This is a genomic window from Collinsella sp. UBA1693, from assembly GCF_002320115.1.
GTDB classification, from domain to species: domain Bacteria; phylum Actinomycetota; class Coriobacteriia; order Coriobacteriales; family Coriobacteriaceae; genus Collinsella; species Collinsella tanakaei.
Window position 1 is genome coordinate 403,244 of sequence record NZ_DCJT01000010.1, and the last position, 23,612, is coordinate 426,855.

The window sequence follows — 23,612 nt, forward strand, 5'->3', positions numbered from 1 at the left end:
CGTCGATTGCCTTGCGGCTGCGCGGAGGGTCCGTCGGGCGCGAAGAAGGACATAAAGGAGCGGGCGAGATGTCGAATGGCTGGGTTGGAACGAGTAAGACGGGTGCCCGCAAGGGGTCGTGCGGGATGGCGCGCGCCGTTGCCGTCGCGATGACATGCGGTTGCATCGCCGGTTTGTCTGGCTGCACGTTTCTCATCCCAAGTCGCGCGGAGGTTGCCCCCAAAGAGGTGCTTGTGCGCGTGACCACGCCGGCCGTCTCGACCGAAGGCGTGCTGGCCGTCGCCCTGGACGATGCCAACGCCCCGCTTGGTATGAACGACGCCAAGGGCGATCTGACTGGATATTTGACAGACGTTGCGTACGCGCTCGGCCAGCGCCTGGGCGTGAGCGTTGAGTTTGTTACGGACGAGACCTCGTCTGACATGGCATCTTCAAGCGACGCCGACTTGTATATAGGCGCTGCAAGCGATAGCGACGCGGATAAGGTTACGGTTGTTGGCAGCGTGCTGCATGATGCCCCCGCGCTGTTTGCCAAGGGCGCGGCAAGCGCACCCATCGATTCGTCCGCCCTTGCCGGGGCGACCGTGGGCGTGCAGTCCTCCTCTGCCGCGCAGGACATTTTGACCGCGTGCGGCATCGACGCGGAGCAAAAGACCTTTAGCAACGCCAACGAGCTGTTTGAGGCCTTGGACGCGGGCGAGGTAGACTACGTGGCGTGTGATTCCGCCATTGGCGGATATCTGTCGCGCGCGTACCCGGACATCTCTTTTGCCGGCGCGCTCGACGAGCCCGATTCCTTTGGTATCGCGCTGCGCTCCACTAATGATGACCTGCAGGAAAAGATTACCGAGGTGCTGGACGAGCTCCAGGCGGACGGCACGCTCGACGCGGTATATCGCAGCTGGTTTGGCGGACTGCCCGTTGACCTGTCCGATATGCTGCTGGGCGGCATCACCACTTCAGCCGAGCGCGAGCAGCAAGAAGAGCAGCGGCGCGCTCAAGAGGAGGCTCAGGACGAGGACCAGGGTGCGGACGATACGGATTCCAATGGCTCCGCCACCCTGGAGGACCCTGCCGTCGATAGCGAGGCGGAGGCCCTCTAATCCAACGGCGCGCCTTTCCAATCGATCAATCGGCGTCTGGCTGGATATGTTTCGCAAATGGACAAGCGAATATTTCTGGTTGAGCCTTGCATGAATGTGGGTACAACGAGAGTACGAAGTCATATCCCCGGATAGATTGGAGTCACGTATGGATATCAAGGTTTCTGGGCGTAAAACCACAGTTACCGATGCTCTGCGTGCTCACGTCGATGAGAAGATCGGCGAGGCTTGCAAGGTGTTTGACATCGAACCCATGACGGTCGATGTTGTTCTTCGTTATGAGAAAAACCCTTCAAACCCCAATCCCGCCATCGTCGAAGCTACCGTTCGCGCTCGCGGTTCCGTCATTCGCGTTGCCGAGCACGGTGCAGATATGTATGCCGCTATCGATCTGGCAGCTGATAAGGTGACCCGCCAGCTCCGTAAGTTCAAGACCAAGGTTGTCGACAACCGCCAGCAGGGTCTGTCCGCCGCAGAGGTCGCTCCCGTCCCGCGCGTTACCGACCTCGCCGACCTGCTTATTCCCGAGGACGAGGAAGACGGCCAGCTTGTTCGCGAGAAGTACATCGAGCTCACGCCCATGACCGAGGAGCAGGCGTTGGTCCAGATCGACCTGCTGGGCCATGACTTCTACGTCTTTGAGGACGCCGTTACAGGTTTGACGAATGTGGTGTATCACCGTAAGAATGGTGGATACGGCATCATCAAGCCCAAGTATGAGGCTCCTACCGAGTAGAATGCCATTACGTGCATGAATAGGGTGGCGGTCATCCCGTGCGGGGTGGCCGCCATTTTTAGCTTGGAAGGACTGCATGAACACTACGCATCAGAGCAGCGGCCACGAGCATAGGTGCCGAATCGTTGTCGATACCTGTTCGGACATCGCCCCCCAGGTTGCCGGGGCGCTGGAAGTTGATATTTTGGGATTCCCCTATATTCTCGACGGCGTTGAGTATACGGACGATATCTGGACGTCCATCTCGCCCAAGGAATTCTATGACAAGCTACGCGACGGGGCACGAGCCACCACGTCCGCCGTGTCTCTCGGCCGCTATCTAGAGTTCTTTACCCAGTGCGCCGAGGAGGGCACGCCGACGGTGTATCTGTGCTTCACGAGCGCTCTTTCGTCCAGCTTCAACTCTGCCGTCAACGCCGCCGAGCAGGTGCGCCGCGAGCATCCTGATTTCGAGCTCTACGTGGTCGACAACTCGCTTCCATGCGCATGCGGCGAGCTGCTCGCCATCGAAGCCGTTCGCCAGCGCGCCGCGGGCCTTAGCGCAAAGCAGTTGGCGCAGTGGGCGAATGAGGCGAAGACGTGCGTTCACGGATATTTTACGCTGGACAACCTCGATGCCCTCGCTGCGGGCGGACGCATCCCTCCCGCTGCCGCCCAGCTGTCGAGCACGCTCGATATCAAGCCGGAGCTCTCCTTTGACCTGTCGGGATCGCTGACCCTTTTGGGCGTCAACCGCGGTCGCAAGAAGGCGCTCAAGTCGCTGGTTAAGTCTTTTAAGGAAAATTACGTCCAAGACCCCATCATGCCCATAGCCATTATGTCGACGGATGCCGAGAAGGACGCGGATTGGCTGGAGGCGGCTATTCGCAAGGAGGACGGCTGCTCGGATATCACCGTCATCCGCGGCTCCGTGGGCCCCAGCATTGGTTCGCATGTTGGCCCCGGTATGGTTGGCGTTGCCTTTTGGGGTATAAACCGCGCGGACAAGATCTCCCTGTCCGATCGCATCGCCAAGCGCGTGCGCGCGTCGTAGCCACATTTCATCTATAGGTTGTATTGAGATAGGAGCCAGTATGGCAGACAAGAACCTTTCTGTTGCATTTATTGGAACCGGCATCATGGGCGCGCCCATTGCCGGCCATATTCTGGACGCGGGCTATTCCGTGCGCGTCTTCACCCGCACCAAGTCCAAGGCCGCGGGCCTTATCGAGCGCGGTGCCGCGTGGGCGGAGAGCGCCGAGGCCGCGGTCGAGGATGCCGACGTTGTCTTCACTATGGTGGGCTACCCGCAGGAGGTTGAGGAGATCTATCTGGCGGGTGACGGCCTGCTGGCCACCTCTAAGCCTGGCGCGTACCTGATCGACCTCACCACCAGCTCCCCGGAGCTTGCCCGCGACATTGCCGAGGCTGCCGAGGTTTCCGGCCGCCATGCGTTTGATTGCCCGGTTACCGGCGGCGAGTCCGGCGCCATTGCCGGTACGCTGACCTTGATCGTGGGCGCTACCGAGCGGGATATCGAGCCGGTCCGCGAGGTTCTCGAGTGCTTCTCGTCCAACATCTTCTGCTTTGGCGGTGCCGGCAAGGGTCAGGCTGCCAAGCTTGCTAACCAGGTGGCGCTCGCTTCTTCCATGGTGGGCATGGCGGATGCCATGGCGTTTGCCCAGCAGAGCGGCCTTGACCTTGAGCAGACCCGCCAGATGATTTGCGGCGGCACGGGCAAGTCCGGCGCTATGGAGCAGCTGGCGCCCAAGGCTCTCGACGGCGATTACAAGCCGGGCTTCATGGTGCAGCATTTCCTGAAGGACCTGGGTTTGGCCCTGCAGGTTGCCGAGGAGAAGGAAATCGCCCTGCCCGGTTGCGACACCGCGTTTACCCTGTACGACATGCTGGACGCCATCGGCGGTGCTCGACTGGGCACGCAGGCTATCACCTTGCTGTACCAGGAGGAGGCAGATTCCGTCGCCGCCGGCCTGGATTGGTCTTTGTACACCTCCCAGCATGAGGAGGACGAGGAGTGCGGTTGCGGTTGCGGCCACGATCACGGCCACGATCACGAGTGCGGCTGCGGCCACGATCACGGTGAGGACCACGAGTGCTGCGGCGGCCACGGCCATGGTGAGGACCACGAGTGCTGCTGCGGCAACCATGGAGCGTAGCGCGGCATGACGGGTTTTTCGTTTATTGTTCTTTCCGTCCTGCTGTTCCTGTTCAGCGTGTATCTGGGTTTTCAGATTGGCTGCTGGGCGGGCGATCAGGCCGTGACATCCCGTGATTACTGGAAGATGAACATTGCCGCCGTGGTCATCGGCGTGGTGGGTTCCGTGATAATCTCGCCCTTACCGTTGCTGTACTCTGCGGTGATCGGTCTTTTGGCCGGTTGCATCGTGGGTATGAAGATGGCTTTTGGCGAGTCTACGGGTCCGTGGCGCTTCCTGGACCGCGCCCTGAATATCAACCGTTCTCATCGCGAGACCGCAAAGCGAGGCACCGGTGATGCCCGCCGTGCACGCAAGAAGACGGGCGAAAAGGCCCCCGACCTTATTTCGGTTGAGGGCGATAAGAAGGATTCGAGGTAGTTTTATGGCAGACACGTTGGAGCATGAGCTCACGCCCGAGGAGATGGAGCAGCTTACATTGGTCGAAGAGAGCCGCGATGCGCTTTCCGCGATGGTCGAGGACCTTTCTAGCCATAGTCGTCGCAAGCGCCAGACGGCGGCGCGCGTGATCAAGCTGCTCGCGGAGCGCGATGCGGCCAAGCTGGTTCCCTTTGCCGAGGAGCTGATCGACGCGCTGTACAGGCCCGAGGCCCAGACGCGCTGGGAGATTCTCGATGCGCTTACCCTGCTGATGCCCGCCGCCGGCGATGTCGACTTTGACGCTGCCTACGACGGTGCCGAGGACGCCCTGTTCGATGAGCTTTCCGCAACGTTGCGCCTGTCCGCATTCCGCTTTATGGCGGCTTGGGGCGCCGTAACGCCCGCACGCTCCACCAAGGTGTGGCCCGTAATCGACGAGGCCATCCAGTGCTATCACGGCGATCTTGAGTATCGCGATATGCTGGGCAGCCTGTACGAGTTCGCCCGCGGCGATATCGATGCCCAGGTGGCAGCCGAGCTCGCCGGCCGCATTCGCTTCGATGCCGAAAACGGCAAGGGCGCCTACCTTAAGGCGCGGTCGTCCGAGATCTACGGAACCCTTCTTGAGCGTTTTAAGCTTGAAAAGCCCCAAAAGCGCGCGCGTGCAGCAGCGAAAGCGGATGACGAGGACGAGGAGTAAGGCTACATGGCACACAAGGTCGCACTTATACCCGGCGATGGCATTGGCCCGGAGATCACGGCGGCGATGCGTCGCGTTGTCGACGCCACGGGAGTCGAGATCGAATGGAACACGGTGGATGCCGGCGCCGGCGTAATCGAGGAGTATGGCACCCCGTTGCCCCAGCACGTGCTCGATGCGGTCGAGGACGCGAAGGTGGCGATCAAGGGCCCCATCACCACGCCGGTTGGAACGGGCTTTCGCAGCGTCAACGTGGCACTGCGCAAGCACTTCGACCTGTATTCGTGCGTCCGACCCTGCCTTTCGCAGCCGGGCGACGGCTCGCGCTACGAGGACGTCGACCTTGTCATCGTCCGTGAAAACACCGAAGACTTGTACGCGGGCATCGAGTTTGACGAGGGGGATCCCCGCGTCGCGGAGATCTCTCGCATCGTGGAGGGGTCTGGCCGCAAGACGTTTCGCGCCGATTCCGCTCTTTCGCTCAAGCCGATTTCCATTACCGGTTCGCAGCGCATTGTCGAGTACGCGTTTGAGTACGCCCGCCGCTGTGGTCGCCGCAAGGTGACCGCCGTGCACAAGGCCAACATCATGAAAGCGAGTGACGGCATGTACCTGCGCATCGCCCGCGAGGTGGCCGAGCGTTACCCGGACATCGAGTTCAACGACAAGATCGTCGATGCAACGTGCATGGGCTTGGTGCAAAACCCCGCCGACTTCGACGTGATGGTGCTGCCCAATCTGTACGGCGACATTGTTTCCGACCTGTGCGCCGGTTTGGTGGGCGGCTTGGGCATGGCGCCGGGCGCCAACATCGGCCGCGACATCGCCGTCTTCGAGGCCACTCATGGTTCTGCGCCGGATATCGCCGGCAAGAACATCGCCAACCCCACCGCAGAGATTCTTTCTGCGGCAATGATGCTCGACCATCTGGGCGAGAATGCCGCCGCCACCGCGATTCGCGATGCGGTTCGCGCCACATTGGCGGAGGGTACGCAGGTGACGGGCGATGTTCGTCGCGCGCTGACCGGTAGCGCCGAGGGCGCCGTGGGCACGCAGGAATATGCGGATGCGGTGATCGAGCACCTCGCGCACGTTCATTAAGCCAAACATAAGAGTAGAAACGGGCCGTCAAGGGGTATCCTGAGACGGCTCGTATTTTGTATCGACTGAAAGGACCGATTTCAATGGGTCTTATCTTGAAGAAGGAAGAGCTTGGCTCTGAGGATGATTTCGACATCATCGAGCGCTCCGATACACCCGAGGACCTGCCCCGCGCCGAGTACGATCTAATTGCCGGCGAATCTGCCGAGGACATCGCTGCTCGCAATGAGGAGAAGCCCGACCCGGAGGCGGAGCTCGCACCCGACCCGGAGTTGCTTGGCGATGCCGTGGAGACCGCTGCTGCCGCGGCGGCAGCGCCTTCCTCGTCCAAGGAAAAGGATGAAAAGGCATCCAAGAAGCACGGAAAGAAGGACGCTTCTGCCAAGAAGGATACCCGCAATGGCGGCGGAGACGGTAACGGTGGAAACGGCAACGGCGGCAAGAAGATGCGCCGCCTGCCTAAGAACCACGGCGCCATTGGCATCGCCATCGCGGTTGTGCTGATTATCGTCGCTGGTATTGGCGGCTACTTCATTGGCAACGGCGGCTTTGCGGGCAAGGGTCCCGGCGCTTCTGCGGTCGAGGAGTCCCAGCTCGATTCCGTGCTTGCCCGTTGGAGCTACAACGGTAAGACCACTAACCTTACCGTTCGCGAGGCGATCGAGAGCCAGTACTCGCTTGACAACGCCAAGGATGATGACGGTAAGTACACGGTTCCCACCGCCGAGGTGGTTGTCGCCTACATTCGCAACCAGATTCTGCTCGCCGATGCGGAGTCTCGCGGTATTACCGTAGATGATGACGAGATGAGCGCGTTTGCCGAAGACCAGCTGGGCACGTCTGATTATTCGACCATCGCATCGCAGTATGGCGTGAGCGAAGACCAGGCAAAGCAGGTGGTTAAGGAGAACGCCACCCTTAAGAAGTTGACAGAAGAAGTTGTGCCCGATGCGCCCACCGATTCCGTTCCCGAGGCGCCTACCGAGCCCGAGGACGGCAACACCGAGACCGCTTCCAAGGACTATGCGGACTACATCATCAATCTCGCCGGCGATGAATGGGATGCCGAGAAGGGTACCTGGGCTTCTGAGGACGGCGACTACTACAGCGCCTTGAGCAGCTCAACAACCTTCTCTAAAGACAGCGCCACGTATGCGGATGCCCAGACGGCTTATTACGTTGCCTACCAGCAGTACGCCCAGAAGAGCCAGGAGGCCAGCACCGCCTGGAGGGCTTACGTCAACAACCTGTACGCCAGCGCGGACGTGTCGCTTTACGGGCTGTATATCTAACGCCCACCTATCCATGGGGCATCGACCCCAGCCAAACGGGTACCATTAACGCCGTAGCCGCGCGCTGCGGCGTTTTTGTTTGCGCGCGGGAATAAACGTGTTCGCGGCATAAGCGGTCAAAATCTCCGTGCGTTATCGCCGCCAATCAAGAAAGGGGAGAGCAGATGATCTACGGTGCTCTCGAGGACCTGCCTCGCTATCGCGGTTTCTGCCGCTCGCTGGATGTTTTGATCGATTGGCTTGCGGAGAATGATCCCGCATCGCTCGATGTGGGCAGCCACGCCATTTTGGGCGACAAGGTGTTCGCGAACGTTATGGCACCCACTACTCGTCCAGAAGAGGGAGCGCATTACGAAACGCACCGCCGCTATCATGATCTGCAGATAGATGTCGAGGGTCGCGAGTCCTTCAAAGTTTCTCAGGGTGAGACCACGCTGGTGGAACCCTTTAACGAGGCGGATGACTTCGAGTTGGTAGATGCCGTGAACGGCATCGCCGGCGATTTGGACAAGGGCCGCTTTGCGATCTTTGTAGCTAACGAGCCCCATATGCCCACGCTGGAGTTTCCCGGCGACGGTGCCGCTCCCGTAAAGAAGATCTGCTTCAAGCTTATCGCGGACGAGTTTTTCGACGAGTAACTAATAACGAATGGATGAATCGGAGGTAGAACCGATGTCTAAGGAAGACCTGGTTGAATACTGCGCTCCCAGCATGGAGCATCCCGTCGCCATTGTTCTGGGCAGCGGTCTGGGCGCGCTGGCCGATCGCGTGAAGGTTGTTCGTCGCATTCCCTATGAGGATATCGACGGCTTTCCGCAGGAGGCGCTCCCCATCGAGGGTCATCGCTTCGAGGTGCTGGTGGGTACCATCGACGGTGTTCCGGTGGTTGTGTACCCCGGCCGCGTGCACTTGTACCAGGGATATAACGCGCTTCAGGTAACGTCGCTGGTGCGTCATGCCCATCGTCTGGGTTGCCGCGACATCATTCTTACCTGCGCTTCCGGCGCGGTGCGCGATGCAAAGCCGGGTACCTTTGGCCTTATTACAGACCAGATGAACCTTACCGGGCACAATCCGCTTTCTACTCCCGAAGGTGCTGCGCACTCCTTGTTCGACACGCCGTTTGTACCCATGACCGGGGCGTATTCTAACTATCTGACCACGTTTGCCCGCGAGGCGGCCGCAGAAGTGGGCGTCGAGTGCTCGGAGGGCACGTATGTTGGTATGCTCGGCCCTTCGTTCGAGACGGATGCCGAGGTAAAGGCGCTGGGTATCCTTGGCGCGGATTACGTTGGCTGCTCCACGGTGTGCGAGGCCATCATGGCGCGTGCGCTTAAGATGCAGGTGCTGGGCTTGACCCTTGTGACCAACAAGGCGGGCGCGGCGGACAACAGCCATGAGGCGGAACTCGCTGCCGGTAACGCGGCGGCCGATGACACCACGGGCGTACTGCTGGGCGTTCTGCATAGGCTCGGCGGTCTTTAGGCGTAAGGCCCGTGCGCAAAAGTGTGGATTGAAGAAAAAGACGTCCGCAAACCTTGCGCGAAGGTTGTTTTGCACGTAATATATCCATTCGTCGGCGTTAGCGCCGCATATGCGTGCCAGCATAGCTCAGTTGGTAGAGCACCGCTCTCGTAAAGCGGGGGTCACCAGTTCAAGCCTGGTTGCTGGCTCCATTGAACTCAACAGGTCGAAGGCGGATGTCTTCGGCCTGTTTTGTTTTCTAGCGAATCCACTGGGAGCATCACGGAAGAGGCAAAGTGGGCCAGAAGCGATCTGCTCTCTAGGAGATACGAAGGCGACTGAGAAATCTGATCGGTAGGGAATGGCAATTTCTAAGTCAAATTGGGATGAAAAATGACCGTTGAACGTCGGTGAGCGGTATATGAACACCGTTCACGGAATCGTTGGTAAAATATTGAAATTCACAATCCTGTTCATACCAGTTCATAGAAATGAACCGCTCTCCACAACTGACCAGCGGGATTGATGTAGAGCATATCATGCGACGATATGTTCGTTTTAATACCCTGTAGATGGGTGGAAATTAAAACAGGTGTTCCCAATCAATAAAAATAGGCAGGTAAGCGGGTGTGCTATTACTGTAAACGGTAGAAAATCGCCAACAAACGGTGTGAGACCGTTCACGGAGCCTATGCAAATTGACGAATGGTTGACCGGTGCTAATATAGGCACCACTTATCGCGTGGTTACAACCAGTTGCGCATCTTAGCGTACACATTGAAAAGGAGTCGGTGGATGATCGGATTTATCCTGACGGGTCACGGAGAGTTCTCCTGCGGCCTTAAGAGCGCCCTCGATATGGTTGCCGGCGACCAGCCCGCATTCCAGATCGTTCCCTTTGAGGGCTCTGAGGCTGCTACCTATGGAGATGATCTTCGTTCCGCCATCACCTCCATGCGTGCCGAGTGCGAGGAGGGCGTTATCGTCTTCGTCGACCTTCTTGGCGGCACCCCGTTTAACCAGTCGATGATGATCGCTAACGACGTCGATAAGCTCGAGATCATCACCGGTACCAACCTGCCGATGATCATCGAGCTCCTGTTCGCTCGCAACGGCGCCACCGACGTGACCGCTCTTGCCGAGCAGGCCGTCACCGTTGGCCAGGCCGCCGTCACCCGTCAGTCCCTCGCCTCCGTCATGGGCGGCGACGACGCTGACGAGCTCGACGAGGACGGCATCTAATGGCCGACTTTGGAGCGAACGTCCTTGCTTCCTCCGTCGCCCTGATCATTCTTCTCGCAGTCATGGGCCTGGTCTACTACTTCTGGTCCAAGGCCAACATCAAGAAGAAGAGCAAGTACTTCGAGCAGATCCACACCGAACTTGCCCCCGGCCAGGAAGTAATGTTTGCCGGCGGCATCTTTGGAACCGTTAAGAGCGTCAATGGCGATAAGGTCGAGATAAAGGTTCGCTCAGGCGCAATCCTCGACGTCTCTCGTTATGCAATCCAGGAGATCAGCAAGTAAGACACCTCAAGGGATAAAGCATCAACCCTTTGGATGTAATAAGCCAGATCGCGTACACGAAAGGAACGGATCACCATGGCAGAGCCCAACATTCTTCTCACCCGTATCGATAACCGCCTGATTCATGGTCAGGTTGCGACCCAGTGGAACTCCACCCTGGGTTCCAACCTCATCCTCGTCGCCAACGACGAGGTTTCCGGCAACCCCATGCGTCAGAACCTCATGAAGATGGCGGCCCCGGCCGGCGTCGCCACCCGTTTCTTCTCGCTGCAGCACACCATCGACATCATCGCGAAGGCGTCGCCCAAGCAGAAGATCTTTATCGTGGCCGAAACTCCGCAGGACGTGCTTACGCTCGTCAAGGGCGGAGTGCCTATACGTAAGGTCAACATCGGCAACATGCACATGTCGGAAGGAAAGCGGCAGGTAGCCACCTCTGTGGCCGTCGACGACGCCGATGTAGCTGCTTTCAAGGAGCTTCAGGAACTGGGGGTGGAGCTTGAGATCAGGCGTGTTCCGAGCACGCCGGTCGAGGATATCAACAAGCTGTTCTCGTAACCGCTCGTTAGTATCCGCCGCGTAAGGCTTAACAGTCTTCCGCACAATCGTTAGTTTTCTTTGCAAAAGAATTTTGAAAGGAGGAGCATAAGATGGACGTCTCGTTTGTTCAGGTCGCACTTATCTTCGTGGTCACGTTTATCGCGGCTATCGACCAGTTCGACTTCCTCGAGTCCCTGTACCAGCCCATCGTCACCGGCGCTATCGTTGGCGCAATCCTCGGCGACGTGCAGACCGGTCTTGTCGTCGGCGGTACCTACCAGCTGATGACCATCGGTAACATGCCGATTGGTGGTGCTCAGCCGCCTAACGCCGTCATCGGTGGCATCATGGCTGCTGTCTTCGCTTGCTCTCTCAACATGGACGTTAACGTTGCAGTTGCTGCTGCTATCCCGTTCGCGCTCCTCGGTCAGTACGGCGTGACCCTGTTCTTCACGCTTCGTGCTCCCATGCTTGAGTCCTTCCGCGCTGCTGCCGTCAAGGCTGACACCAAGGCGATCACCCGCCTGACCGTCATCTCCGAGTGCATCCTCGGCCTCATCTTCGCCGCTATCGTCACCCTGTTCTTCATCGGTGGCCAGGCCTTCGGCAACGCTGTTGTCGAGGCAATCCCCGAGTGGGTCAACACCGGCCTTTCCGCTGGTGGCGGCATGATGAAGTTCGTCGGCTTCGCAATCCTGCTGAAGATTATGATGAACCGCGACATGTGGGGCTTCTTCTTCATGGGCTTTGGCCTCGCCCTCATCGCGGTCAACATCCCGGCTATCGCCGGCCCTGCCCTGCTTATCCTGACCTTTATCGGCTTCGGCATCGCTTTCTGGGACTTCCAGCAGCAGACCGAGCTCAAGGGCGCTGCTTTTGACGGAGGTGACATGAGCGATGGCATCTAATGAGTTTGTTGTACCTGCACAGTATGAGGATCTTACTCCCGCTCCGCAGGTTGATTCGAAGACGCTGAACCGCATGGCTCTTCGTTCCTACTGGCTGCAGTCCTCGTTCAACTATGAGACCATGCAGTCCGGTGGCTGGCTGTTCGCTATGATCCCCGGCCTCGAGAAGGTTCACACCAACAAGAACGACCTCGCTGCGTCGATGTACCACAACCTGGACTTCATCAACACGCACCCGTTCCTGGTCACCTTCGTTATGGGTATCGTTCTCTCCCTCGAGCAGAACAAGCTTGATACCCAGACCATCCGCGCCGTCCGCATCTCCGCTGCTTCGCCTCTGGGCGGCATCGGCGACGCCCTGTTCTGGCTGACGCTCGTGCCCATCACCGCCGGCATCACCTCGAACATGGCTATCGAGGGCAACATCGCGGCTCCGTTCATCTTCCTTCTCATCTTCAACCTGGCCCAGGCTGCTTGCCGCTTCGGCCTCATGAAGTGGGCTTATAAGGTTGGTACCGGCGCTATCGATGCTCTGACCGCCAACATGCAGGCGTTCACCCGCGCTGCTTCCATCCTCGGCGTTTTCGTCGTCGGCGCTCTGACCGTCACCATGGGTGGCACCCAGATCAACCTCACCATCCCCAACGGCACCACCCGTGGCCTCGCTGCCAACACCGTGATCGTGTCCAACGAGGATGCTGAGAACTTCGCCGGCCTCGAGGGCATCGACACCGAGACCGCTGAGCCCGGCACCATGGCTCTCACCGACGTCGACGGCAACCCCCTGAAGGCTGCTGACGCCGATGGCAACGCTGTTGATTGCGGCGTTGTCGACCTGGGCAACGGCATGAGCTCCGTTACCTACGGCACCGTCACCGAGACCGAGGTTAGCTACTCCGTGGCTTCCACCCTCGACACGGTTCTCCCCAAGCTGGTTCCGCTGGCTCTCGTGCTTATGCTTTACTTCCTGTTCGCTAAGCACAACTTCACGCCGATCAAGGGCATCGTCCTGCTGCTCATCATCGGTCTGCTTGGCGCTGGCCCCTTCGGCCTGTGGCCTAGCATCTGGTAAGGCTCTATGGCCCGGTGCGCTCATAGAGATGTGGGCGCACCGCCCCTTACTACATGTGTGTGTATGTAGGCCGTAACTCGTACGTATCGGGTTACGGCCTTTTTATCCCCCTGCGGGAACGATTACTGGAAAAGGAGGCGAAAACTCATGGCAATCGGCGCGCGCAAGCAGCCTTTGTACGATCAGCTAGTTGACATTTTGTCCGAGAAGATTGACCACGAGTATCGTCCCGGCGATCTTATGCCATCCGAGCGCGAGCTGTCTGAGCGCTATGGTCTTTCCCGTACTACGGTGCGCTTGGCTCTTCAAGAGCTCGAGCGCCTTGGCCTGGTGATTCGCCAGCACGGGCGCGGCACGTTCGTCGCCGACCGCTCTGCGCAGACCACCAACCTCATGCAGTCCTATAGCTTTACGGAGCAGATGCGTGAACTCGGGCGCGTTCCCGAGACCACCATCTTGGAGTTCTGCGAGTTCGAGGCTGATAAAAACCTCGCCGAGCATATGGGCACCCGCATCGGCGAGAAGCTTTTCAAACTCAAGCGTCTTCGCTCGGCGGACGGTATGCCCATGATGATCGAGCGCTCTTATCTTCCGGTTAGGAAGTTTCTCTCCCTCAAGCGCCCCATGCTTGAGAAGAAGCCCCTCTACGATGTTATCGAGCAGGATTTTCGCGAGAAGATCCGCGTGGCAGAGGAGGAGTTCTTCGCAAGCATCGCCCGTCCCGCGGACGCTCGTTTACTGGATATTAGCGAGGGTGCACCGGTGCTGGATCTTGTCCGCACCACGTATAACGTCAGCAACGAGATTGTGGAATACACGCTTTCCGTTGCTCGAGCGGATCAATTCAAATACAAGGTCTTCCATCATAGGAATGACTAGATATATGGCGGTTTCGTTAGGTTTATTTTTTGGTTAACTGGTTACAACCAGCAAACCATATAAAGCATATACTACAAGGTAGTGAGCCTTCTAGGAAAGAGAGGTATTGTTAATGTTCGAGAAGGATATTGAGAGCCTGAAAGCCCTTGGTGCCGATATCACCACCGGCGAGATCAAGCAGCAGCCCGAGCTGTGGCTGGACACCCTCAACATCTACAAGGACAACAGGGACGCTATCGACGCCCTGCTTGCCGACGCTCGCGCCATGGGCGAGGGCCGCTTGTCCGTCATCTTCACCGGTGCCGGCACTTCTGACTACGTCGGCGATACCTGCGCTCCCTACCTTCGTCACGCTGGCGATACCAACCTCTATGATTTCAAGCCCATCGCGACCACCGATATCGTTTCGGCTCCCCGCGACTTCCTGCGTGCCGAGGATCCCACCCTGCTGGTCTCCTTCGCCCGCTCCGGCAACAGCCCCGAGTCCCTTGCGGCCGTCGAGGTTGCCCGCAAGTTCGTGAAGAACATCAAGTTCCTCAATATCACCTGCGCTCCCGAGGGCAAGCTCGCCGTTCAGTCCGCTGACGACCCCGATGCCCTGACCCTGCTGATCCCACGCGCCAATGACAAGGGCTTCGCCATGACCGGCTCCTACAGCTGCATGACGCTGCTCTCCACCCTGATTTTCGATTCCGCCGATCTCGCTACCAAGGAGGCCTGGGTCAAGCAGGCTGCCGAGATGGGCGAGGAGGTCGTTGCTCGCGAGGAGGAGATCGCCTCCATGCTGGCCGGCGATTTCAACCGCGTTACCTACCTTGGCTCCGGCTCCTTCGTTGGCCTGGCTCAGGAGTCCCAGCTCAAGATTCTCGAGCTCGCTCACGGCCTGGTCGCAACCTCTTGGGATTCCTGCATGGGCTATCGCCACGGACCCAAGTCCTTTGTCGATGACAAGACCCTGGTCTTCGTCTTCATGAACAACGACGAGTACACCCGTCAGTACGACCTCGATATCCTGAACGAGATCAACGGTGACGAGATCGCCCAGAAGACCGTCGCCATCCAGCAGGACCTCACCCCTGCTTTCGAGGGCGAGTCCTTCACCGTCGCCGGTCGCGAGGCTCTGCCCGAAGGCTACCTGGCGCTTCCCTTTGTCATGTTCGCCCAGGTGATCTCTCTGCTGAACTCCGTCCGCGTTGGCAACACCCCCGACACCCCGTCTCCCACCGGCACCGTTAACCGCGTGGTCAAGGGCGTCACCATCCACCCCTTCGAGGCCTAAGCGCTATCGATCACGCAAGCTTAACCTTTCTTTGAGGTTTGGAGCACTACGTGCGCGACCGCATGATGCGGTAATGAATCTGCGCCCGCCCAGTCATCAGGACGGGCGGGCGCTCTTTTTAGGTTAATCCGCTGCCGCCCATACCTTTCAGGCAAACTGGGGTATAGCTGCAGATATACGCTCATCTTACGTGTGTTAGGAGACAAGAATGAGCACCTATGCAATCAAGGCAGACGCCTTCTATCTTCCCACCCGCGTAGCCCGCGGTGGCTACCTCATGGTTGAGGACGGCGTTTTTGGCGAGCACGTGACCGAGACTCCGGACTGCGAGGTTCTGGACTACTCCGGGTACGAGATCGCCCCTGGATTTGTCGATACGCATATCCACGGTTTCGATAACCATGACATCATGGATTGCAAGGCCGAGAGCGTCGCCGCCGTTTCTCGCGGCATCCTGCGCAACGGCGTCACCAGCTATCTGCCCACCACGCTCACCGCGAGCACCGAGCAGCTTGAGAACGCCTGCGCCAGCGTCGCCGAGTACGTCGAGGCCGGCGACGACCAGCCGCACGCACGCATCCAGGGCATCTTCCTCGAGGGCCCCTTCTTTACTGAGAAGTACAAGGGCGCCCAGAACCCCGCTTACCTGTCCGCTCCCACTATGGAGAAGCTGAATGCCTGGCAGAAGGCCGCCCACGGCCTGGTAAAGAAGATCGCCGTCGCTCCCGAGTATGAGGGCGCCGTCGAGTTCACCGCAGATGCTGTCGCCTCCGGCGTCGTGGTCGCCCTCGGTCACTCCGCGGCAACTTGCGAGCAGGCCCAGGCTTGTCTCGATGCCGGTGCCAAGGTCTTTGTCCACACCTACAACGGTATGAGCGGCCTGCATCATCGCGAGCCCGGCATGGTGGGTGCTGCGCTGTCCAGCCAGGACAAGTCCTTCTCGGAGCTCATCTGCGACGGTCATCACGTCAACCCCATCTCCGCTGGCATCGTCATGTACGCTAAGGGTCACGAGCACGTCGCCCTGATCACCGACTGCATGTGCGCCGGCGGCATGCCCGATGGCGATTACTTCCTGGGCGAGCTGCCCGTCGTGGTCGCCGGTGGCACCGCTCGCCTGAAGGACGGCGGCTCTCTCGCCGGCTCCATCCTCAACATGAAGGACGCCGTCAAGAACGTTGTGGATTGGGGCATCGCCACCAAGGCAGAGGCGATCTACATGGCTACTCAGGCTCCTGCCGAGGCCAACGACATCGCTGACGCTTGCGGCTCCATTCGTCCCGGCCGCCACGCCGACTTTGTTGTCCTGAACTCCGACCTCACCCTGGTAGAGACCTATCTGGGCGGCGAGAGCGTCTACAAGGCGTAGACAACATCTAAGGAGAGTTGAGTTTTGGAGCACATTCTTAAGAACGACCAGATTAGCGTTGCCCTTACCAGCGAGGGCGGTTCCTTTACCTCTATTGCCGCCAACGGTCGGGAGTATCTGTGGCAGGGCGATCCTGCCGTATGGAGCGGGCAGGCACCCATCTGCTTCCCCATCTGCGGCGGTTTGCGCGACAACCACGCCGTGACCGCGTCCGGCAAGGAGATCGAACTGGCTCGCCACGGTTTTGCCCGCAAGCAGGAGTTCGAGTTCGTCGATGGCGATGATGTCTCTGCCGCCTTTAAGCTCAAGAGCTCGCCGGGGCTGCTCGAGCAGTATCCCTTTGATTTTGAGCTTGTCGCCCGTTACGCCATCGACGGCGCCAAGCTTGCCGTGTCGTACGAGGTGACCAACAAGGGCGATGAGGACATGCCGTTCTTCATCGGCGGCCATCCCGGCTTCGCCTGCCCGTTGGACGAGGGCGAGCAGTACTGCGATTACAAGCTGCGGTTCGAGGCCGATGAGGCCGAGAAGCTTTGCTGCGCGGTGCCCTCTACCGGCTTGATCGATGTCGAGAATCGCGTCGACAACCCCATGGTTGGACGCGAGCTGCCTCTGACGCACGAGCTGTTCGACTTCGCCGAGACCATCTTCGACGTTCTTAACAGCCATGTTGTCGAGCTTGTTAAAAAGGACGAGGAAAAAGGCGTTCGCGTGAGCTTCCCGGATATGCCCTACCTGATTGTTTGGAGCAAGCCGGAAGGCGACTTTGTCGCTATCGAGCCCTGGGGTGGTTTGTCCACCTGCTCTGATGAGGACGATGTGTTTGAGAGCAAGCGCGGTTGCCTGGTCGCCAAGCCCGGCGAGACCGTGGTTCGCGGCTTCACCGTGGAGGTCTTCTAATTAGCGATATCGACCTGCGAGTCGAGAGGTCACCGCGGCCTGAAAACAGCGCCGCTTGATTCCATCGAAAGGAACCAGCAATGATTCTTACCGTAACTATGAACCCCGCGATCGATACCGCGTATCATCTGGACCACCTCATCATCGATGACGTCAATCGCGTGGTTCCCAAGAAGACCGCCGGCGGCAAGGGCCTCAACGTCTCCCGCGTTCTGTGCCAGCTGGGCGACGACGTGATCGCTACCGGTCTTATGGGCGGCCACATGGGCGCTTACATGGGCGAGCTCATGGATGCAGACGGCATCAAGCATGATTTTACCCCCATCGCAGGCGAGACCCGCATCTGCCTGAACATCCTGCACGAGGGCAACCAGACCGAGCTGCTCGAGAGCGGCCCGGCGGTCTCCGAGGAGGAGCTGGCCGCGTTCACCGCAAAGTTCGCCGAGCTGGTCGAGAAGGCTGACTGCGTAACCATCTCCGGCAGCCTGCCCAAGGGCGTTCCCGCGGACTACTATGTCAAGCTCGTCGACCAGTGCAACAAGGCTGGCGTTCCCGTTTTGTTGGACACCTCCGGCGCGTCCCTCAACGCCGCGCTTGAAGCCGATAGCACGCCCACCTTGGTAAAGCCCAACCTCACCGAGATCAACGCGCTTCTGGGTACCAGCTATACACCGGACCAGGTGTCCGACCTTGCCGCCGCCCTGCAGACGGACGAGCGTTTCCAGGGCATTCCCTGGGTTGTTGTATCCATGGGCGCCGCCGGCTCCTTTGGTTTCAACGGTGGTAAGATCTACCGCGCCGTCACCCCGCCCATCCCTGCGGTCAACGCGACCGGCTCCGGTGACTCCACCATCGCGGGCTTCGCTCACGCCATCGCCGCGGGCGCCGATGCTGCCACGGTTTTGAGGACCGGCAACACCTGCGGTAAGCTCAACGCCATGGATCCGCAGACCGGTCATTTGGTAATCGACCGTTGGGATGAGGTCTACAACGCCGTCGAGGTGACTGAGCTCTAGGCTTTTGCCTGCGAATGCTGACAGCTTGTTACAAGGGGAGGGGAGTCCTGCGGGGCTTCCCTCCTTTTTGATATGAAGGACGAGGATCTACGCCGGTGGATACCGGTAAAAACCAATGCGCCCCCTGCAGCTGCGGTGCTGACAGGGGGCGCATGCGTTTGATGATATGCGGTGCTAGTAGGTGATGCGATGCTTACAGGCAGCGGGTCTGGGCGACGCGTTTGAACCAGTACGCGCTGGCCTTGGGCGTGCGCCGCTGGGTTTCAAAGTCAACGTAGAAGAAGCCGTAGCGCTTGTTATAGCCGTTGGTCCAGCTGAACTGGTCCTGCAGGCTCCACATAAAGTAGCCGCCAACGTCGACGCCGCATTCGATGGCCTTAACGATCCAGCGCAGGTGGTCTTCGACGTATGCGATGCGCTCGGAATCGTCCACGGTGCCATCGACAAGCTGGTCTTTGCGACCCATGCCGTTTTCCGTAATAAACAGCTGCTTGTAATTGGGATAGCGCAGCGAAATATCCATCATAAGGTCGAACAGGCCCTTGGGATAGATGATCCAATCCCAGTCCGTGGTGGGAACGCCGGGGCGTACGGCGCGCTCGCCCACGCCCGCCACGCGCCAGCGGCCGGTGCCCTTGTCGCCCGTGCCGTTGTGATGAAGGTCGGTCTCACCGTCGAACGCCTTGAGAAAACGGCTCTGGTAATAGTTGATGCCCAGGCAGTCGTTGAGCTGCGCGGCGCGGCGCATGATCGAGAGGTCATCGTCCAAAAACTCAACGGAGCCGTTGCTCGCTTGGCAGAGATGCTCGATGATCTGGAGCGTATCGGGGGCGTAGTCGCCGCGGAAGGTGGCGTCGAGCAGCAGGCGGTTTTGCAAAACGTCGTCGTTTTTAGCTGCCTGGATATCGCCGGGGCAGGCGGGGTCATAGGGGTATTTGTATTCCAATGCGTGGATGACGCCGATTGTTCCGGGATAGCCGCCCTGCTTGTAGGCCAAGACGGCGCGGGCGTGGGCGAGCATCATGTTGTGCTGGGCCTGCAGGCACTCGTGCAGGCAGCCCTTCTTGCCCTGCGGCCAGGTGCCCTCGACGTAGCGGTTGAGCGTGGCCGCCGCGATCTCGTTGAACGTGAACCAGCGGGTTACCTCGGGGTATTCGTCAAAGCAGAAGCGGGCGTACGCCTCAAAGGCGTCGATGGTGTCGCGGTTGAGGAAGTCGCCGTTGGCGTAGAGCGCGGCGGGGGAGTCGAAGTGGTGCAGGGTCACATATGGCTCGACTCCGTGGGCGCGGCAGCTGGCGAAAAGGTTGTGGTAGAAGGCTACGCCTTCAGCGTTGGGCTCGCCCACGCCGCCATTGGGAAAGATGCGGCTCCAGGCGATCGACACGCGGATGCCGTTCATGCCAAAGCGCTCGCACAGCTCGAGGTCGCTATCGTAGCGGTTGTAGAAGTCGCAGGCGGGCTCGGGCGAAAAGCGGCCTTGCTGGGCGAGGTAGTCGTCCCATGCGACCTTGCCCTTGCCATGGGTCTGGCAGGCGCCTTCTACCTGGTAGGCGGCGGTGGCGCCACCAAAAACAAAGTTGTCCGGAAAGCGCTGGGGGGTATCGGCGGAAAAGATGGGGCTCATGGCGAATCCAATCTTGTTTGAAGGACTGTTAGGGCTGAAAGGGGTTGGGGGCGGTCCGGGAGAAGGCGCCGGAGCGTGCTGCTCCCGGACCGCGGGAATGGGGGGCTCTATTCGAGCGTGCTGTCGCGCGCGTAGGGATCTAGATGCCCAGTTGCTGGGCTACGAATGCCAGCGATGCCTCGCCGTCGCGGGTGAGGTCGATGTACTGCTTGCCGCGGGTGACGCAGCAGGCGACGCCCATACGCTCGCCGTCGGCCTTGAGGTCGTCGAAGTATGACGCCGCTTGGGGTGCCAAGATAACCAGGTCGAAGTCGGCCATGATTTCGATGTGGCTGCCGTAGGCATCTGCTGCGGTCTCAAGGTCGATGCCGTGCTCGCGGGCGGCTTTGGCCAGCGCGTTGGCGAGCAGGCCGGAGGTGCCGCCTCCCTGGCACAAGACCAGGACGCGACGGCCGTTGAGCGCTGCATAGGGGTCGCCCGCCGCGGCGATGGTGCTGGACGAGGCACTGGAGGCTGCGTCATCAGATGCAGCGGGGGATACGGCAGGGGCGGCGTTATTCGTGGATTCCTCGTCCATAGACTGGCCGGCGGCGCGCTTTTTCTCCGCTGCCATGCTCGCGGCAGCCTGGGCGACGGCTCCGGTAGCGACGCTTGCCGTATCCGCCTTGCCTTGGAACGCCGCGTTCATGGCTGCTTGCTTCTGGGCGGCGCGCTGGGCGACCTCCGCCTGGTCCGCGGCTGCCTCTTCGGCGCATTTCTCGCGGTCGTATACCTTGAAGAAGGGGAAATAGATGAGGAAATCGACAATCAGCAGGGCGGGGATGAGCAGGAACGCAAGGGGCTGAAGTCCCAGACCCATGGCGATGCCAACGGGTGCGGGGGTGGTCCAGGGAAGGCTGAACATGAAGCCGTTCATACCCAAGACGTCGATGAAGAACTTGGTAATCCAGATATTGGCGATGGGCGCGAAGATGAACGGGATGAAGAAGATGGGGTTCAAGACCATGGGAGCGCCGAAGAGGAACGGCTCGTTGACGCCAAAGCAAACCGGCACGGCTGAGGCGCGGCCCACGGCGCGCATCTCTTTGGACTTGGCGAGGAAGGCGAACATGAAGCAGATCACCAACGTGGCGCCGGTGCCGCCCATGGCGACGACGAAATCCTGAAGCGGCTTGGTGAGGACGGCGGTTGCGTGCTCACCGGCCTGGTACATGGCCATGTTGAGCTCGAGGTTGGAGATGAGGGCGGCGGAGATGGCGGGCTCGACGATGGAGGGGCCGTGGACGCCTACAAACCAGAAGAGCGACATAGCGCCGTAGATGATGGCGAGGCCCAGATAGCCGTCTGCTGCGGAGAAAAGCGGCTGGAACACCTGGATAACGCCTTGGGCGAAGCAGAAGCCAAAGATGTTGCGGAACGCAAAGTCAAAGCCCCAGAAGAAGACCAGGCAGACGCCAAAGGGGATGATGTCCTTGAAGGTCTGGGAGATATTGGGCGGCACCTGTTCGGGCATCTTGATGGTGATGTTGCGCTTGATAAAGAACTTGTAGATGATGCCGGTGGCGAACGCGCATATAAAGGCGGTTAGCAGGCCCTTGGATCCCATGTAGCCGTTGGCGAGGCCGGAGATGGAGACGCCGTTATCCGTGAAGCTGATGGCGTCGCTGGAGAGCAGCAGAAAACCGATGAGCGATGCGATCATGACCGAGATGAAGTTGATCTGGTTGTTCTTGGGCAGGTCGCGGTTCTGCGCATCGCAGAAGTGCTTGGCCGTGGTGGCCGCTGCGCAGATGCCGACGATGCCCATGGAGTAGTTGTAGGCCTTCATGAGAACGTCGTTGATCTCTGCCGGCCAGTAGAAGCCCCAGACATTGGGGACGGCGCTGACCAAAAGGAAGATGCTGGAGACGATGATGATGGGCATGACGGAGATGAAGCCGTCGCGAATTGCCTTGAGGTACTTGTTGCGCGCGATGGCGTTGAAGAAAGGCTTGCCTTTCTCGATGAGCGCTATGAGCTTTTCCATGGACCCTCCGTTTGCATGGGTTTGCTTTTGCAGCCACTAAACGCGCTGGTAAAGATGGCTGCCAAGGCGAGCTTGTGCTGTTTACGAGTATGTTTTGCCCGGATGTTACTCGCTATGAGCACGTGCTCATTTCTACAATGAGCACGTTAACATGAGTTGATGGCGGTGCAAGGGGTGTTGGGGGTAAAGGGATGCGAGCGGTCGATTATCGGCGGCAAGCGGCGGGATAGATGCAGGCAGGGGCGCGCGGAAAAGACGATTATCCTCGTCCAATGGGCACGTGCTCTTCAGCTTGCGCTCAGTTGATGCTACATTTACCAGAGCAGCAGTTTAAACAGCAGTTTGAGCATCAATCTGAGAGCATGCGCAATGCGAGGGGAGCCGTTGGATGGAACGGGATAACAAGATGGCGGCAGATTCCGCGGTTCACAAGCCTGGCAGGGCGGTGTCCATGGCAGACGTCGCTAAGCTCGCCGGCGTCTCCCGGCAGACGGTGTCGCGCGTGGTCAACGGGCAGGCGTGCGTGGTCGAGGAGACTCGAAAGCGCGTTATGGACGCCATGGACCAGCTTGGCTTCTACCCCAGCTTTGCCGGCAGGTCGCTGCGCGGCGGCAAGTACGGCTGCATTGGCCTGTGCATGTTCGATATCACCCATACGGGTAACGTCGCTACGCTGGAGGGGCTTATGTCCGCCGCCCGCGAGTACGGTTACGCCGTCACCTTGATCGAGTTTGATGAGAGCGAGTCCGTGCGCCTGCGGGACACCGCGCGTCGTCTGGCGGAGCTCCCCGTGGACGGCATGGTGTTCAACACCAACAGAACCATCGAGGATTTTGACGAGTTCGAGCCGCTCAACGGCCTGCCCACCATCATCATCTCCATGAAGGAGCACCCGCGCTGCACCACTATCGATTCCGATCAATACGGTTGCTCGCAGCTTGTGGTCGACCACCTTCGCTCGCGCGGCCATACGCAGATCAGGCACCTGGCCGGTCCCAAAGACTCGATCACGGCGGATTTCAGGACGCGCGGTTGGCAAGACTCGCTGGAGCACGCGGGGCTCGAAGTTGTTGAGCCCCTACACGGGGACTGGACCGCGGATAGCGGCTACGAGCTTGGCGAGAAGCTCGTCCAAGACGCTGAGATGACGGCGCTGTACGCGGCCAACGATCAAATGGCTATGGGCGCCATCATGGCGTTGCGCGCCCACGGCAGGCGCGTGCCGGAAGACGTGAGCGTCATAGGCGTGGACGATTCCATGCAGGGTATGGTGCCCCACAATGACCTGACTACGGTGCGCTTCGACATGCGCGAGCGCGGCCGCAAGACATTTGACTACTTCTTCGCCCAGCTATCGGGAGAATCAAAGGTCGAGGCGGTGCGCCTGCCGGGCGAGCTGGTCGAGCGCGGCACCGTGACGGACGCCCGCTAGGTTTTTTTGCGGCGCCGCGCCGTACTGAAAAAGCCCTGGTCCAGATGGCTTGGTCTGGAACAGGGCTTG

General features: G+C 59.7%; 23 protein-coding genes and 1 tRNA gene. 22 read left to right on the forward strand and 2 right to left on the reverse strand.

Features of this window, described 5'->3' with window-relative positions:
- The first annotated feature begins 68 nt into the window (after nt 1–68).
- The 21 genes from B3H65_RS06230 (at nt 69) to B3H65_RS06330 (ending at nt 18,461) form a co-directional block, all read left to right on the forward strand.
- Nucleotides 69–1,103: a substrate-binding periplasmic protein gene (locus tag B3H65_RS06230; RefSeq protein WP_286684564.1), complete on the forward strand. Its 1,035-nt coding sequence runs from the start codon at nt 69–71 to the stop codon at nt 1,101–1,103.
- 148 nt (nt 1,104–1,251) lie between these two features.
- Nucleotides 1,252–1,839 (forward strand): ribosome hibernation-promoting factor, HPF/YfiA family, encoded by a 588-nt coding sequence (gene hpf, locus B3H65_RS06235; RefSeq protein ID WP_117679522.1) that lies wholly within the window; start codon nt 1,252–1,254, stop codon nt 1,837–1,839.
- A gap of 76 nt (nt 1,840–1,915) precedes the next feature.
- Nucleotides 1,916–2,872 carry a DegV family protein gene (locus B3H65_RS06240; RefSeq protein ID WP_286684565.1) on the forward strand — a complete coding sequence of 319 codons (957 nt, stop codon included), beginning with the start codon at nt 1,916–1,918 and terminating at the stop codon, nt 2,870–2,872.
- Between the two features lie 40 nt (nt 2,873–2,912).
- Nucleotides 2,913–3,995, forward strand: a complete 1,083-nt coding sequence (locus tag B3H65_RS06245) for an NAD(P)-dependent oxidoreductase (protein ID WP_286684566.1) — start codon at nt 2,913–2,915, stop codon at nt 3,993–3,995.
- A gap of 6 nt (nt 3,996–4,001) precedes the next feature.
- Nucleotides 4,002–4,415 (forward strand): hypothetical protein, encoded by a 414-nt coding sequence (locus B3H65_RS06250; RefSeq protein WP_117679519.1) that lies wholly within the window; start codon nt 4,002–4,004, stop codon nt 4,413–4,415.
- A 4-nt stretch (nt 4,416–4,419) separates the two neighbouring features.
- Nucleotides 4,420–5,115: a hypothetical protein gene (locus B3H65_RS06255; RefSeq protein WP_286684567.1), complete on the forward strand. Its 696-nt coding sequence runs from the start codon at nt 4,420–4,422 to the stop codon at nt 5,113–5,115.
- Between the two features lie 6 nt (nt 5,116–5,121).
- Nucleotides 5,122–6,216, forward strand: a complete 1,095-nt coding sequence (locus B3H65_RS06260; protein ID WP_286684568.1) for an isocitrate/isopropylmalate dehydrogenase family protein — start codon at nt 5,122–5,124, stop codon at nt 6,214–6,216.
- An 83-nt stretch (nt 6,217–6,299) separates the two neighbouring features.
- The gene (locus tag B3H65_RS06265) at nt 6,300–7,508 is read left to right on the forward strand and encodes a hypothetical protein (protein ID WP_286684569.1); all 1,209 of its coding nucleotides are present in this window, start codon (nt 6,300–6,302) and stop codon (nt 7,506–7,508) included.
- Between the two features lie 164 nt (nt 7,509–7,672).
- Nucleotides 7,673–8,146 (forward strand): YhcH/YjgK/YiaL family protein, encoded by a 474-nt coding sequence (locus B3H65_RS06270; protein ID WP_009140826.1) that lies wholly within the window; start codon nt 7,673–7,675, stop codon nt 8,144–8,146.
- 34 nt (nt 8,147–8,180) lie between these two features.
- Nucleotides 8,181–8,993: a purine-nucleoside phosphorylase gene (locus tag B3H65_RS06275; RefSeq protein WP_286684570.1), complete on the forward strand. Its 813-nt coding sequence runs from the start codon at nt 8,181–8,183 to the stop codon at nt 8,991–8,993.
- Between the two features lie 115 nt (nt 8,994–9,108).
- Nucleotides 9,109–9,184, forward strand: a tRNA-Thr gene (locus B3H65_RS06280).
- Between the two features lie 583 nt (nt 9,185–9,767).
- A complete protein-coding gene (locus tag B3H65_RS06285; protein WP_286684571.1) occupies nt 9,768–10,214 on the forward strand; it encodes a PTS fructose transporter subunit IIA in 447 nt (148 codons plus the stop codon).
- Entirely contained in the window at nt 10,214–10,498 is a 285-nt protein-coding gene (gene yajC / locus B3H65_RS06290; protein WP_009140809.1) for a preprotein translocase subunit YajC, read from the forward strand. Before B3H65_RS06285 ends, yajC begins: the two co-directional genes overlap by 1 nt.
- Before the next feature lie 75 nt (nt 10,499–10,573).
- On the forward strand, nt 10,574–11,056 hold the full coding sequence (gene agaV / locus B3H65_RS06295; protein WP_286684572.1) for a PTS N-acetylgalactosamine transporter subunit IIB: 483 nt from the start codon (nt 10,574–10,576) through the stop codon (nt 11,054–11,056).
- Between the two features lie 92 nt (nt 11,057–11,148).
- Nucleotides 11,149–11,946, forward strand: coding sequence for a PTS mannose/fructose/sorbose/N-acetylgalactosamine transporter subunit IIC (locus tag B3H65_RS06300; RefSeq protein ID WP_009140807.1), 798 nt, complete (start codon nt 11,149–11,151; stop codon nt 11,944–11,946).
- Nucleotides 11,936–13,018: a PTS system mannose/fructose/sorbose family transporter subunit IID gene (locus B3H65_RS06305; protein ID WP_009140806.1), complete on the forward strand. Its 1,083-nt coding sequence runs from the start codon at nt 11,936–11,938 to the stop codon at nt 13,016–13,018. Before B3H65_RS06300 ends, B3H65_RS06305 begins: the two co-directional genes overlap by 11 nt.
- A gap of 147 nt (nt 13,019–13,165) precedes the next feature.
- Complete coding sequence (locus B3H65_RS06310; RefSeq protein WP_009140805.1) at nt 13,166–13,897, forward strand: GntR family transcriptional regulator; 732 nt, start codon at nt 13,166–13,168, stop codon at nt 13,895–13,897.
- A 112-nt stretch (nt 13,898–14,009) separates the two neighbouring features.
- Nucleotides 14,010–15,176, forward strand: a complete 1,167-nt coding sequence (locus tag B3H65_RS06315) for an SIS domain-containing protein (RefSeq protein WP_286684573.1) — start codon at nt 14,010–14,012, stop codon at nt 15,174–15,176.
- 208 nt (nt 15,177–15,384) lie between these two features.
- On the forward strand, nt 15,385–16,545 hold the full coding sequence (gene nagA, locus B3H65_RS06320) for an N-acetylglucosamine-6-phosphate deacetylase (protein ID WP_286684574.1): 1,161 nt from the start codon (nt 15,385–15,387) through the stop codon (nt 16,543–16,545).
- Nucleotides 16,546–16,569: 24 nt separating this feature from the next.
- Nucleotides 16,570–17,445 (forward strand): aldose 1-epimerase family protein, encoded by an 876-nt coding sequence (locus tag B3H65_RS06325; protein WP_286684575.1) that lies wholly within the window; start codon nt 16,570–16,572, stop codon nt 17,443–17,445.
- A gap of 80 nt (nt 17,446–17,525) precedes the next feature.
- Entirely contained in the window at nt 17,526–18,461 is a 936-nt protein-coding gene (locus B3H65_RS06330; RefSeq protein ID WP_286684576.1) for a hexose kinase, read from the forward strand.
- A gap of 193 nt (nt 18,462–18,654) precedes the next feature.
- On the opposite strand, the gene lacG is transcribed toward B3H65_RS06330, so the two are convergent.
- Nucleotides 18,655–20,085 (reverse strand): 6-phospho-beta-galactosidase, encoded by a 1,431-nt coding sequence (lacG, locus tag B3H65_RS06335; RefSeq protein ID WP_286684577.1) that lies wholly within the window; start codon nt 20,083–20,085, stop codon nt 18,655–18,657.
- Between the two features lie 139 nt (nt 20,086–20,224).
- Nucleotides 20,225–22,111 carry a lactose/cellobiose PTS transporter subunit IIB gene (locus B3H65_RS06340; RefSeq protein WP_286684578.1) on the reverse strand — a complete coding sequence of 629 codons (1,887 nt, stop codon included), beginning with the start codon at nt 22,109–22,111 and terminating at the stop codon, nt 20,225–20,227.
- Nucleotides 22,112–22,499: 388 nt separating this feature from the next.
- Between B3H65_RS06340 and B3H65_RS06345 the strand changes: the two genes are divergently transcribed.
- Nucleotides 22,500–23,543, forward strand: coding sequence for a LacI family DNA-binding transcriptional regulator (locus tag B3H65_RS06345; protein ID WP_286684579.1), 1,044 nt, complete (start codon nt 22,500–22,502; stop codon nt 23,541–23,543).
- Nucleotides 23,544–23,612: the final 69 nt, after the last annotated feature.